The organism is Paenibacillus sp. JT22N1 (assembly GCF_059692155.1).
This window is the reverse complement of record NZ_JCAUAW010000008.1, coordinates 100,522-114,392: the sequence shown is the minus strand read 5'-3', so window position 1 is coordinate 114,392 and position 13,871 is coordinate 100,522. Positions and strand designations below refer to the sequence as shown.

The 13,871-nt window shown below is 44.8% G+C and carries 10 protein-coding genes and 1 riboswitch; of the genes, 1 reads left to right on the top strand and 9 read right to left on the bottom strand.

Features of this window, described 5'->3' with window-relative positions; genetic code table 11:
- Positions 1-181: 181 nt before the first annotated feature.
- The 5 genes from AC58UU_RS17045 to AC58UU_RS17025 form a co-directional block, all read right to left on the bottom strand.
- Positions 182-1,888 (bottom strand): amylo-alpha-1,6-glucosidase, encoded by a 1,707-nt coding sequence (locus AC58UU_RS17045; RefSeq protein WP_497317534.1) that lies wholly within the window; start codon positions 1,886-1,888, stop codon positions 182-184.
- Positions 1,889-2,116: 228 nt separating this feature from the next.
- The gene (locus AC58UU_RS17040; protein ID WP_497317532.1) at positions 2,117-2,836 is read right to left on the bottom strand and encodes a DUF4386 domain-containing protein; all 720 of its coding nucleotides are present in this window, start codon (positions 2,834-2,836) and stop codon (positions 2,117-2,119) included.
- Between the two features lie 12 nt (positions 2,837-2,848).
- A complete protein-coding gene (locus AC58UU_RS17035) occupies positions 2,849-3,064 on the bottom strand; it encodes a helix-turn-helix transcriptional regulator (RefSeq protein ID WP_171641852.1) in 216 nt (71 codons plus the stop codon).
- Position 3,065: 1 nt separating this feature from the next.
- Entirely contained in the window at positions 3,066-3,512 is a 447-nt protein-coding gene (locus AC58UU_RS17030; RefSeq protein ID WP_497317530.1) for a hypothetical protein, read from the bottom strand.
- A 220-nt stretch (positions 3,513-3,732) separates the two neighbouring features.
- Complete coding sequence (locus tag AC58UU_RS17025) at positions 3,733-5,124, bottom strand: amino acid permease (RefSeq protein WP_497317831.1); 1,392 nt, start codon at positions 5,122-5,124, stop codon at positions 3,733-3,735.
- A 159-nt stretch (positions 5,125-5,283) separates the two neighbouring features.
- Positions 5,284-5,472: riboswitch (Lysine riboswitch) on the bottom strand.
- Between the two features lie 194 nt (positions 5,473-5,666).
- On the opposite strand from AC58UU_RS17025, the gene AC58UU_RS17020 reads away from it, so the two are divergent.
- The gene (locus AC58UU_RS17020) at positions 5,667-6,350 is read left to right on the top strand and encodes an AlkZ-related protein (protein ID WP_497317528.1); all 684 of its coding nucleotides are present in this window, start codon (positions 5,667-5,669) and stop codon (positions 6,348-6,350) included.
- A 26-nt stretch (positions 6,351-6,376) separates the two neighbouring features.
- Here the strand turns inward: AC58UU_RS17020 and AC58UU_RS17015 are convergent, their stop codons facing one another.
- The 4 genes from AC58UU_RS17015 to AC58UU_RS17000 form a co-directional block, all read right to left on the bottom strand.
- A complete protein-coding gene (locus AC58UU_RS17015; RefSeq protein ID WP_497317526.1) occupies positions 6,377-7,144 on the bottom strand; it encodes an isocitrate lyase/PEP mutase family protein in 768 nt (255 codons plus the stop codon).
- Between the two features lie 190 nt (positions 7,145-7,334).
- Positions 7,335-11,633 carry a golvesin C-terminal-like domain-containing protein gene (locus tag AC58UU_RS17010; RefSeq protein WP_497317524.1) on the bottom strand — a complete coding sequence of 1,433 codons (4,299 nt, stop codon included), beginning with the start codon at positions 11,631-11,633 and terminating at the stop codon, positions 7,335-7,337.
- Between the two features lie 33 nt (positions 11,634-11,666).
- Positions 11,667-13,007: an FAD-dependent oxidoreductase gene (locus AC58UU_RS17005; RefSeq protein WP_497317522.1), complete on the bottom strand. Its 1,341-nt coding sequence runs from the start codon at positions 13,005-13,007 to the stop codon at positions 11,667-11,669.
- Positions 13,008-13,034: 27 nt separating this feature from the next.
- Positions 13,035-13,856: a carbohydrate ABC transporter permease gene (locus AC58UU_RS17000; RefSeq protein ID WP_497317520.1), complete on the bottom strand. Its 822-nt coding sequence runs from the start codon at positions 13,854-13,856 to the stop codon at positions 13,035-13,037.
- Positions 13,857-13,871: the final 15 nt, after the last annotated feature.

Here is a 13,871-nt window from a genome sequence, read left to right as displayed (position 1 = left end):
TCTGTAAAATCATACACTTGAAGTGTAGCATGGAACACTTTAAGCGAACAATGTATCTTCCATCCATTGAGAGAGTCCGCTGACGGCGATGGCTTCACATTTCAAATTGAGACCCGATCCCCGAAACCGGAAAAGCACCTCCCCTCTGCGAATTTATAGCAGGGAGAAGTGCAGGTTTTATTTAGGTGGTTGTGTACTCATTTCCTAGAATCAAGAACACACTCGATGTCCATGTAAAGGCACGATCACGCAAGCCTTGTCCCGTAATCGCGTCAAAATTCTCAGCCATTCCGCTGCGATCCAGCATGGTACAGAATCGGCGTGCTACCTCTTCTGCCAATTCACGATCACCCGCTGCGGCCACTCCTTCCACGAGCAGCATGGTCGAAGGAGCCCAGATCGGGCCTCGCCAATAGCCGTCCGGATTATAGAAAGGACTAATCACGCTCTCTGTCGCCCAACCATTACTCGTTAAGAAACGATCTTCATCCCTTAGCCCCTTCAGCAAAGCTGTGCGGATCGGCTCGGGCAGACGTTTGCCTAGAAGAATGGGAACGAACAAGAGGAGACTGTCCCCTTCGGATAACTCGTGCGTGCCGGAGCGGCAAGCCGTGAAGCGGCCATCCTTCCAGAAATGGGAAATCATCTTCTCAAGTGTGCCCTCAGCCAGCTGCCGCCATTCTTTCGCTTCTTCCGCATTCCCGAGCAGTCCCGCAATCTCAGCAAGCAGTTCTGCTTGAAGAATGAGAAAGGCCGCTAAATCCGGGCTTTCTACCGGAATGCCATTATTGAAGGCTGTACTGTTATCCCAGCCAGAGTCATTGCCGTGATTGTATTGCGGAATGCCATCTCCATCGCCGTCGCGATATCGGAACCACCATTTCGTCCATTTAGAGAGTGGTTCATAGACCTCTCGAAGTTGGGCATCCTTAATATAGTCCGTTCTGGCCATCATCCAGGAAAGCGTCCATCCATGAATCGGCGGTTTGTTGCAGTTCCAGAGCTCATACTTATCATTGATGAAATCAGGAATCAAGCCGCTCTCATCCTGGCGGTCAAAGAAAATCATGAATTGATCCCACGCCAGCTTCGGATCATGGCGAACAAGCGCCATCGCATTGAAGCAGTGATCCCAGCTCCAAATATTCGTCATCCAGTTCTTCGACATATACATCGCCGGCCTGGTCAGGCACCCCTCATCTGGAACGAGGCAGGACCACGTGATATAAGCTGCAAGTTCCCGACTTTCATGCCAACGTTCTGGCAGAGGCAGGGTACGATCTAGCCACAGGTTAAACTCTTCCTTCACTTGCTTGACAGCGTCATCGAAGGATTCCAAAGCAGCGCGCGGCTCCCATACGGTGCGGAATTCCTCTACAGCAAACTCGGATACACCCGATTTGCGGTCAGGCAGGAAGTCTGCAATTACATAGGAACTTTTAATTTTGTCCCATGGCACTTCCATCTTCAAGTCGCCAACCAGCGCTGTCAGCATGAATCGGCATTCATGGGTGAAGCTGTTCACTTCCCAGCTGCTGGAGTCTGCTTGATAGGCGTAATCGTAAGCAGCCGTGCGGAAGGTTAAGCGGATTCCACAGCCTTTCGTGCGAATCCGAAATGTTCGGTGATCGGAGATACAGATCTCAGCTGTTAAGCCTGCCGTCGATTCAAGCCGGATCAGCTCCGGGCAAGCTATTGCCTGGAATGACACGGAATGACCGCTTTCATCTAGCACATCAATATGGAACGCCTCGCCGAATTTATCGTCGCCGCCACGAACGGTGCGCAGATACAGGCCTTGTTGTCTATCTTGGGCTTCAGGCAGAATCGAAATCGCTAGGAAGGATTCTCTCCGGCTGAAAGGTACAACGTTAAGGTCAAAGTTCATGATTAATTCTCCTTTACGAAAGCAGTATGCGCTTTCATTGTACCGAATGGAGATCTGGGGAAGAACCGACAGTTGTTTGTGATGGGTAGGTAATTTGTTGCCTATTGAGAGTTGCGAGGGGGTGAGGGGGAATTTTGTTCGGCGTAATTCGTCATATTGTTCGAAAACGAAAAACCTCCCATCGTGGGAGGTTGGTTTTGTGAATATCAATTTAAGAATGGATGATAGCTATTGCTGTTGTTGAACCTTTACACCCTTAATCAGAAGCCAGAAAGCTAATGATAGCTCTCCAATCACACCAGGTACGGCTACCATCAGTAGGAATATCGTTTTGTAGTCGGCGTAGTTGGGTAGAAGAAAATGTGCCATACTATCTATTACATATCCAGCAGATGCAAGGATCAAGAAGATCCCAATTATTCTTGGTATATATCCTCCTGACTTGATTATTAAATAACCAACGACCAACAAATGACATCCGAAAAATACTAATCCAATAAGCCATCCATTGTTAAATGCATTGATCAGTAGCATCACCTGAGCGTGTAATTGATCTTTCGTGAATACCGTGAAGTATTTAGCACCACTTAGAAGTGGTGAAACATTCAACAAATTAGACAAGGCGATTCCAAAAATAGCGGTGTATATCAACCTAAAACACGCCGCGAGCATGGCAAGATTCTTATTAACGGGTTTGAGTAGAACATACAGTGCCCAAGCTACCAGCACATCAAGAATAAGCACGATGACAAAGCTAATTAATCCACTCCGAAATAACATCTCATTGGCTATAATGTTACTAGCAGTTTTTGCTGCATCATCCGGTATAATAAGACCCTCAAGAACAGAAAAATTAGAGAACATAGCAAGTATGGCCATAAGTAGAAGCCCGAACCCTGCGACTCTAGCATAATAAAGCGGTGAGGCTCCTGTGTTAAGGTTTGTCATTTCTAACCCCTCCTAATTTTCCTCAAAAGAAAACACTTCTTCCAACGTTAAACCGAAGACGCGAGCAATACGAAAAGCCAATTCCAAAGAAGGGGAGTAATTTCCTTTCTCGATGGCGACGATGGTCTGTCGTGTCACCCCCGCTTTATCTGCTAATTGTTGTTGGGTCATTTCATCATGATTAAAGCGTAAAGTTCGAATCTTGTTGCTAATATGTGCTTTGCCCATCTTAGACTCCTCTCCGATAAAGATACAGCTGTGTGATGACTCCAATCACCTCTGATAATAACCCTGAACTAATAAGTATGATGAACATAACATAGGGTGGTTGATCCATAACCAGCGGTATCATTGCTAGAAGAAAACCAATAATAAATACATAATGAGAATTTCTCGTGGATTTCAATTCAATTAATTTGTCCAGCTCATCCGTGATTCGAGGTTCTTTCTCCTTCGTTGTTATGGTATTGATCATACTGAATACGATATGAATGATAATTTTTGCTAAAATCGACACCGGGATTAAGATTAAGATGAAAGCTCCCCAGAAGCTGAATGCGTTCGATGTATGAAAGCTCCCTTCTTGGTACTTTTGAAACACATACATACTATAGAGAGAAAAAATTAGTAAGGTGGATATTAAAGATACGATGTTTCTCTTTTCTTGAAAGGACATATTCACCTCTCCTTTTCTGTTAATATTTATAAATAAGTAAAGTATTATTTACATAGTATATTATCAAGCATACATTGTATCAAGTATTCTTTACATAAATAAAAGATAGGCTGTCCAAAAAGTAGTCGAAGATGTCTGAGAGATATACTTGTGCGACAATTTGGGACAGTCCCTATGCAAAAAGAGCAAAGGCGGTTACGCCTTTGCTCTTTTTGATCAATTAATCTACTGTAGGGTCCAAATTGCATTCTTCCAGTTTCAACACTTTTGTTTTGTATTTCCACTTGTAACCCAGCCACAACACCAAGAAAAACGGAATTCCAATATAGGAAGCGAGTAAGAAAATCCAATCCACCTGTCCGTCCGAAAACGCGCTAATGCTTTGGCCTATAATGACAATCATACACATTACGCCTGCCAAGATCGGCCCGAACGGGAACCACATGGAGCGGTATGGAAGATCAGCTACTTTGTTCCCTTGTGCAACGTAAGCTTTACGGAAACGGTAATGACTAATTGCAATACCAAGCCATGCGATGAATCCAGACATACCTGATGCGTTCAATAGCCAAATGTACACTTGACCATCGCCAAAGAAAGAGGCAAGGAAGGTAAGCATTCCGATTGCAGCTGTCGCGAGCAGGGCGTAAACTGGAATCCCGCTTTTACTTAATTTAGTGAATAATTTAGGTGCTTTACCTTCTTTCGCCAATACCCACAGCATGCGTGTGGAAGCGTACATCCCTGAATTACCCGCGGATAGAACCGAGCTTAGGATAACGGCATTCATCACAGAAGCTGCTATGCTTAAGCCTGCTTTTTCGAAAATAATCGTAAACGGACTTGCCGCTACGCTGTCGCTAGCCAATGTATCTGTGGAATACGGAATCAGCATGCCAACAACGAAAATAGCCAAGATGTAAAACAATAGAATTCTCCAGAACACGCTGCGGATCGCGCGAGGTACGCTCTTCCGAGGATTCTCGGATTCCCCTGCTGCAATACCTACGAGTTCTGTTCCTTGGAAAGAGAAGCCGGCAGCCATACAAACACCAAGTACTGCAAGCAAACCGCCCGAAATCGGCGCATCACCTGCTGTAAAATTACTGAATCCAATCGCTTTTCCACCCCAGATACCGACGATCATTAGCAATCCGATACCGATAAACACAGCAATTGTTAAAATCTTTATCATAGCGAACCAATATTCCGACTCACCATAGCTTTTAACAGACAATAAATTAAGTCCTACCATCAATGCAAGGAATAAAGCACTCCATAAAAACGACGGGCTATCGGGCAGCCAAAACTTAATAATTAACGTCGCCGCGGACAACTCTGCCGCAATTGTAATTGCCCAGTTGTACCAATAATTCCACCCTAGCGCGAAGCCAAAGGATGGATCTACGAATTTCGTTGCGTAGGTACTGAATGTTCCAGATACCGGCATAAATGTCGCCATTTCTCCTAAGCTTGTTACCAAAAAGTAAACCATAATACCAATGATCAAGTATGCTAACAGCGCGCCCCCTGGTCCTGCCGTATGAATCGCCCCGCCGCTGGCTAGGAACAACCCTGTTCCAATGGATCCGCCAAGTGAAATCATCGTCATGTGGCGCGACTTTAGACCTCTACGTAACTTGTTCTCTTTCAATTTCTGTACGCTCCCTTTACATGTTTTCCGTTAGCTTTCTTAAAATAGAAGGCTAACAACGCAAAAAAGCCGCCTCTATAAATAAGTCAGGCAGCTTCTACTCCCTCATTTATCCTGTTTCAAGATAGCACAACACACTGTTTTGGATTAAACAGTATGACAGTTCCGCTCCTTTCGGAAACGGCCCCAGCCGAGCGCGGTCAGTATACCGTGCGGCTTCGGCAATGTTGCCTTTTCATCGGAATCAACAGTCTTTACTGGACTTCCTCTGATGTACTCTTCAACATCGCGACCTCTACCTCATCTAGGTTGATGAGGGTTCATATTTAGTTTTAATAACTTTTACTATTTTAATTAGCTTCAGGTTATTAATCAATAGATATTTATTCCAATTAGAAAGGGATTCTAGATCATTATATTGTGTTTTACTGTCACATGCTGCATATTATATGGATTAACCTTTATTTTCAAATTAAATCGACTGGTTGAGGTGAACTGCTATGAAAGAACTAAAAATACATACGTATGAAGAGGCCGTTCAACTTATTCATGAAGTCGGTATTCTACCATTAGCTCCCTTAATCCCAGATCACCCGTCACTCTATCAGGTCACTCACGGTGAACCGTGGTTAACTGGCACTGATTTAGATCCTTGGGTGTGGCGAGCACGGTTTCCGAGCGACGGTACGGCTGCCTATGGCAAATTCCTTAAAAAAAAATCAGTTTTCATTTCACGCGAATTGTTTCCATGGGTCAAAGCCATATTAGGAAGCCCTCAACCTATTGAAGATCGTTATAAGAACGGCCTTGTTTCCAACGCTTCCTTAGAGCTCTTCCGGCAAATCAAAGAAGAAGAAGGGATTGAAACAAGGTCGTTAAGAGTTAAAACGGGCATGAATGCCAAAGAAATGAAAAAAACCTTTGGACAAGGTTTATTGGATTTACAATGCACATTGGATATCGTCATTTCTGGTGTCAAAGAAAGTAGAATTTCGTTAGATGAGAAAAGCGCATGGCAAAGCACTTCATTCGAAACAGCGAATCATTGGATGGAGAGCGCCAAATTGCACGCATTCGACATTGACCCCAAGATTGCCAAACAAGAATTGCACGCTCGATTAAAAAGCAGTTGTAGTCCCGATTCAATGAAATTTTTCACTAAACTGTTTCAGTTCGAATCCTAGTCTTACGTTAACATGTTAAATTATAATCAATTAAATAATATCGATGTATCCTGAGACTCATAAATTTGAGCCGCACAATTATCCAATAAATTGTTAACCTTCCGATATAACGCACCTCCAATACTTAACCTTTTGACTCCAAGCTCCTTGAGCTTATTGCAGTTAGTAAGTCCCGGCAAAGACATAATATTTAGCGGTGCATTTGTTTGTGAGATGATTGTTCTGATTTCGTCATCTTCTTTCAATCCGGGAACAAAAATACCGCTTGCTCCGCTTTCGACAAAGGCTTTTGCTCTGTAAATCGTTTCATTTAGTGGATCTTGATTTTGTAAATAAGTATCAGTCCTTGCGTTTATATAAAAACCTTGATAGCCATTCTTCTCTAATGCAGTTCTAATTTTCGATAAAAGATTGCATTGTTGGTCCAATGGTTTGAGCCCCACTAAGTTCTTGTGCGAATCCTCTATATTGATTCCTGATGCACCTAAATCTGCAAGTTTTAACACATTATCAACTATCGTTTGATCATCTTCTCCATAACCTGACTCAATGTCTGCAGTAACAGGTATTTTTACATGATCTACGATCATTTTCACAACGTTAAACTGCATTGCTAATTCAATCATTTCCCCGTCCGAATATCCTAAGCTTTTCGCTACTCCCCAACTCGTTGTACCGATTGCTTTGAATCCGGCTTTCTCAAGTGACAGAGCGGATAATAAATCCCAGGCGTTCCCCAACAATAAAACTTCATTTGATTCATGCAATGCGTTAAACTCCTGAATTTTATTCAAGCTAGTACATCCCCTTTAGTCTGGAACTTATGATTCTCTACTAATGATGCAATAAATAATTTAAAAATAGAAGCTAGGAATTGATTTTAATTAAAATATCCCTCTCGTTTGAGCTTTATCTTTTATCTGGGAGAGGAGAGGCTCCCCAACTCATCTCGTAAATGAGTTGGGGAGCCTCTTCAAAACTTAACTACTTAGTTACATTTACAATCATCTTTTCGCTAGATGTGGCTCCTGCATAGTTAATAAGCTCAGCTCGATACTCATAGTTGCCTTTTGCTCTATTTGCCACGGTCATTACAGATGATTGGGCATTCGGTGTATGATTGGCCAGTGCTTCTGTATAGATGAGAATACCGTTCTCATATAAATTATACGTCCCGCCATTGGTTCCCCACCACAGGTTCATGGTGACTTTAAAGTTGCCGTCGCCATCCCAGTTATCGCCCGACAGAACCGGCTTTTCTGGCGCTGCTTTCGTTACCGTTACAATATGCGTGCTGCTCGTTGTTGTGCCGAACGCATTAGTAAGCTCTGCATAGTAACGATAAGTCCCATTCTGCTTGTAGGTAATGGATGTTACGGTGGATTGAGCTGATGGTGAATTGTCAGTGAGCATTTGCGTATCTATTAATACATCATTCTCGTAGAGCTTGTAGATTCTACCGTTTTCTCCGTACCACAAGTTCATCGTAACCTTGTATGTACCGTCCAGAAGTCCGGTATCATACCCATTGTCATCGGATAGTACCGCTGTACCTGGTTTAGCTTTACTCTTCGATGCAATATTGTTTACAGTTGCCGTTGCTGTTCCGTGATTTCCTGCTGCGTCGACGAATTCGAAGGTAAAGCTGCCATTAAAGATGAACGTGTAGCTGCTTGAACCCCCATTATTCGTAATCGTTACCGCTTCGCTCGGTGTGATTGTGGCAATCACACTTTGTGCGGTTACCGCGCTATAGGCCACTGTTGCAGTTGGTAAAGCATGATCGATATTACTGACTACATAATGGGTTACATTGGATACGTTGCCTGCGGCATCCGTTCCTCTTGCGTACACCGTGTTATTTGCGGAAACAACGACAGGGTCTGTGTACACTGTCCATGCACCGTTTGCACCCACTTTGTATTCTTTCACCGCTGCGTCAGCCGGATAGCTGATCGTTATGCTAACGTTGGTATTGGTTGGTGGTGTAATATCTGCTGCCAAGGCTGCATCCTCCGGAGGCGTCCTATCGATCTTAATAATTGTCGTGTGATTGGCTTCGATATTCCCCGCGTTATCAATACTCCAATAAACAAGCGTATGAATACCTTCCGCTATCAATGTAACCGTAGTACCGGTTTGTTGCGGGCCGCCATCTACGGTGTAGTTTGTAGCTGCGATCCCTGATTCGCTATCACTTGCGTTCAAGCTTACGGTTACATCATGGTTTACCCAGCTTGTCGGAGCATCATCTGTTGTCGTTGGTGCTGTCTTATCATTCGGGGTCACTATCACTTCAGCTTCAGTATAAAGAGACGTCAACGGATTCGTGACGCGGATCACCGCGCTGCCAACAGCCAGAGCACGCAGCTGTCCTTGGGCATCAATGGCTGCCACATCGCTATTCGTGCTGCTCCAAAGCAGATTTCGATCCGTTGCATCGTTCGGAGTTATCCCCACCGTAAATAGATGCGTATCTCCTACTTGCAAATCAAGCGCCTGGCTATCCAAGCTGATGCCCGTAGGGGGGATGAACTCGAACTTGACTACATCCGCACGAAGCGGTCTGTCATGAGCTGCATTCGCATCCTCGACCGTGATGTAGCTGGCACTTCCTCGCGGCAAATCATAGATGCCCAGTACCTGCCATGAGCCTTGCAGTGTAGATTGATCGACGATCTTGGAATCACTCTTTGTGCCATCGATATAAATCGAATATTCGGCTGCTTTCGTCGTATACGCCGGAGTCGCGGGTGTTCCTGGCAAATAAACAGATACCCTATATCGTCCAGGCTGGGTGATTGTCGGCGTCCATTTGGCCGATGCGCCTGTTGGGTTCGTAATCGCTCGCGAGATGCCGCCGTTATAACCTTGGAGAACCGTGGAAGTCACCCACTTATTCGTAGCGGTTCCTAGAGGCCCGTTGACTTCCGTGTATCCCCCGTTTGTGCCATAGCTATTATAGATCGCAACCTGCTGTATGACGGGCATCGTTACCTGGATCTTCGCTTCGGCATAGAGGGAAGTTAGTGGATTCGTGGCACGAATTACTGCCTCCCCGACCCCCATCGCATTCGCATGCCCTTCGGCCTCCACAGTCACGACTTGACTGTTCGAACTGCTCCAAACCAGCGTCTGGTCGGTAGCCTCAGCAGGCGTAAACACTGCCTTGAAGGTATGCGTATCTCCTACCCCCAGGTCCAGTGAATCGGTATCCAGAGCAATTCCTGTCGGCGGGATGGCCTCTAACTTGATGACATCCGCCCTAAGCGGTCGATCATGAGCGGGGTTTGTGTCTTCGAGCAGGATATAACTGCTTGTTCCCCTTGGAAACTCATAGGAACCCAATACCTGCCAAGATCCCTGCTGAGAGAATTGATCAACAGCTTTCGTCTCCTGTTTGACTCCGTTGATGTAGATCGAATACGCAGCCATCTTGGTGGTATTCACCGGAGTGGCGGGCGTTCCGGGAAGATATGCTGAAACTCGGTATCTTCCAGAAGCGGACACATTCGGTGTCCATTTGGCCGAAGCTCCAGTTGGATTCGTAATCGCTCGCGAAATACCGCCGTTATAGCCTTTGAGTACGGAAGACGTTACCCATTTATTGGTAGCTGTTCCAAGCGGCCCATTGACTTCGGCATAGCCTCCCATGCTGTAACCACTATATAGGGTGATCGGATTGGTAATCGTAGGCGGAATCTCTTCGATATAAGGAGCCTCCAACCCACCCCTTACATAAATCGGATTCTCATCGAGCCGCAGCCGCACGTAACCATTCGTTGGCGTATATGTTAACATATTCCCCATGATATCTGTGATATTAAGGGGGCTGCTAGTATAAAGCTTGAGGTCGGCTCCCGCAGGAGCGTACATGACCCGAATATCTTCTGTTCCATTATGAAACTTATGACTATAAATGCCAGGTCCAACATCCTCCGTGGTTTGGAAATCCGCTCCCGTTAGTTCACGGGTCATGGTCGCATAAGCGGCATAGGCCGGCTTGGGAACATAGGCCCCTTTGGCATCGTCAGGATTCCGAATCAAACCGAACGTTCCCTCAAATTCATTCGGAACGGTAGATTTATTTTGTAAATTATAGATATTGATTTTTTGGATGCCATTCGCCAAAGCAGTGACAATTCTTCGAGCCACATAGTTGGCTTGGACATGCTCGTCGAAATTAAAATTACTAAATCCTGTCTCCGAAAGATTGATAGGGATCGTTTGATTGTTGTTATAAGTTTTCATTATATTTTTGTGCCTATTGATATCTTTAACGAAATCTTCTGGATTCCTCGTATATGAATGGAACGAGTACTCATCCATATAATTCAGCGCACCTTTTTGATAAAGCGCTTCCAAAAATGCATCAGAACCCAATTCGCCAAAGACGAATCCTGTTATTTTCACATTTGGAAAAAGGGGATGCATTTGTTCGTAGGATGTTTTTAACAGATTAAAGTAAAAATCCGCCTTCTCTGCCTCTGTGTTAAGTCCCTTTCCAAACGAAGGAATGTCCGGTTCATTCCAAATCTCCACCTGTCCGATCTGGGGATATCTGCTCAATACTTGCTTACCATATTCGGCAAATGCCGCCCTTGCCTCCGGACTCGTCGGCGCATTTCCCCCATCGTATAAATTATTATATAACGCCAGAGTCATATAAGGCTTGAGATCATTCGCCGCCACACGCGACATGAAATCGTCATGGAAGGATTTGAAGCTATAAACCCCCTTCGTCGTATCCTCGATGTCCCCCCAGCGCAAGGCATCCCTGACATACTTAACCCCCATTTTCTTAGCAATCGGTATCAGCGCTGCCGAATCTTGAGCAATAAGATCGGTTCGAGCAGCATGCGTTTGTACAGAAAAATGAGAATCTGCCACTTGGCTCAGATCGAAATTGGAAACGACCGCAAACGAGGTGTCTTTGGAGGCAATGACATTCCCGTTCTGCTTGGCTGTAATAACTAAGTTGAACCATCCCTTTTTCCCAGGATTAACGGTTAGCAGGGTCGTTCCATCACTTACAGCTTGGCTTCCAGACTGTACGGTTGTATTCCAATAATCGGAATAAACCCAATCAATCGAGTCCCCATCTGTATGGATCTGGAAGCTCTTGGTGTCATTTTCATAGAAAATGTTCCCTATTGTGTTTTGCTCAATGGTTAATGCTGCCGCATAAGCCACTTGGTTTCCCGAAATCAGGGAGACCCCAAACGTTGCGAGTAGAGAAAACACCAAAAATGCAGAACTTAAACGACTTAACACTTTTTTCATTGCCTTACATCTCCCTTCAAATTAGCTTTTTCATTACTGATTCAACACGTGTGTTTCCTTTACAGGACCTTCTACGAATTGGCCTCGGGTTTGCAGAATATACCGTATCTCTTCGGCAGAGACCATACGAACATCGCTGAAGCCAGATTTGACTGCTAAAGCTGCTGCGGTTCCTGCTGCTTCACCGATAGCACTAATTCCTGACATGACACGATAAGAAGCGTGGGCCTCAAATGTACCGCTAATGCAGCGCGAGCTTAACAGCAGGTTACCAAATCCTTTGGCAATGAGACTGCGATAAGGAATATGATAATACCCTGGGCTTGGCAGAATTGTCATATACTCTTGGTGATTTTTATTTCCATCAGGATCATGTACATCCACATCATAAGCACAAGCAGCCACCATATCATCAAACTTGCGTACTTGCAGACAGTCTTCTCCGGTTAACATATAGTCACCGATAACTCTGCGGCCTTCACGAACCCCTAGCTTCGTAAAAATAGTCTCGATCTTGGCATCCCGAAAGGCAGGATGCTCCCTTATCGCTTCAACTAATTCATAAACTTGAACTTTTCCGATTTCAAACGCACGTTCAACTGACCCTGGAATGGTCGGATCAACATCGCTCACAGCAGTCGAATTGAACAGGAACGCCTTCCCATCTGGATAAGGGAATGCTAATACGCCCTGACGCATATTGGTACTGTTCTTTTTCTGTTTCATCGCAAGATAATAGGGCTTCAGCGTCTCTTCCAGCCAAAAAAAGCAGCCCCAGCTTGTGACATCTTTCACTTTAAATAAAGAGGGATCGAATCCAGTAAGCTTGAAAGTAACCGTCGCCATCTGCATCTTTCCATCTTTTTCTCGCCCCTTCTGAAACCCTGCTCCTGCCAATGCGGACAAATTCCCGTCTGCCGTCCCGTCAAGGAACACGCGACCAAATACACGCGTTTGCTTAACTCCAGTGATCGTCAATGAACGAATATTCCCATCTTCCACCTCAACGGCATCCACTTCGCAGTTCGTCCATACGGTCAGATTTTTCTCTTTTTGAATTAATCGATGATAGGTTTCTTTTAATTCCTGTTCGTCATAACTGGGTACCGTTTCCTCGTCGAAGGTCAAGCCTGTGTTCTGGTAGGCCAGTGGGAATAATTCCTTATGAATGCCTGTGTTCACACACCGTCCATGATGATCACGAAATTTACACACTAAAGCAATAGCGGCATGGACGCCTGTTCCACCAATCTCACTCATTTTTTCAATAAGCAGCACTTTGCTGTTTAATCTTGAAGCAGCTAAAGCTGCACAAATGCCGCCTACGCCTGCCCCAACAATCACAATATCAAAATCGTTTGTCAAATCATTCATGGTTATCACTCCTTAATAAAATTACGTTTACCCCTTCAGGCCGCTGCTGGCAATGCCTTCAACAAAGAATCTTTGGAAGATGGCTACGACGATGATGAGAGGAAGCAGCGCCGAAACCGAAGCAGCCATAATCAAGGAATAATTCGCACCGTATTCATCTACAAAGCTGGAAAGACCTATCGGTAGTGTGAACAATTCACTCGAACGCAGGAAGATCAACGGATTCTCATATTCATTCCAGTGCCATGTAAAGGTTAGTATGAGGAGTGTCACGATGGCAGGCTTCGTTAATGGCAAACAAATTTGCCAATAGATCCGGAAGAATCCCGCTCCATCCGCTTTTGCCGCTTCAAGCAGCTCGTTCGGAATTGTACTGAAAAATTGCCGCATCAGGAACGTTCCGAATACGGTAAAAATTCCCGGTAAAATGACGGCCCAATGGGTGTTCACCAAGCCAACGCGATCGAACAGGATAAACCTAGGGACAAGCAGTACCTGAGCGGGGATGATCATCGTGGCCAAGTACATCAGGAAGATTAGATCTCTTCCCTTAAAGTTCAATTTAGCGAACGCGAACCCAGCCAACGAGCTGGTGATGATGGAGCCAACAACCGTAAAGAAAGTGATTTTGGCCGAGTTCCAATAAAACAAAGCAAATTTATATTTGCCACCCCAAACCTCTTCATAATTCGAGAGAATCGGATTTTTGGGAATCCAATTGATCGGGTATTTGAATAAATCAGCTTGGATTTTGAAAGACGAAGAAATCATCCAAATAAACGGAATCAGGACCATTACACCCAAAACCAACATGACAAGCGTTAAGCTTAATTTTCGCAAAGATACCACTACGAACCCACTCCT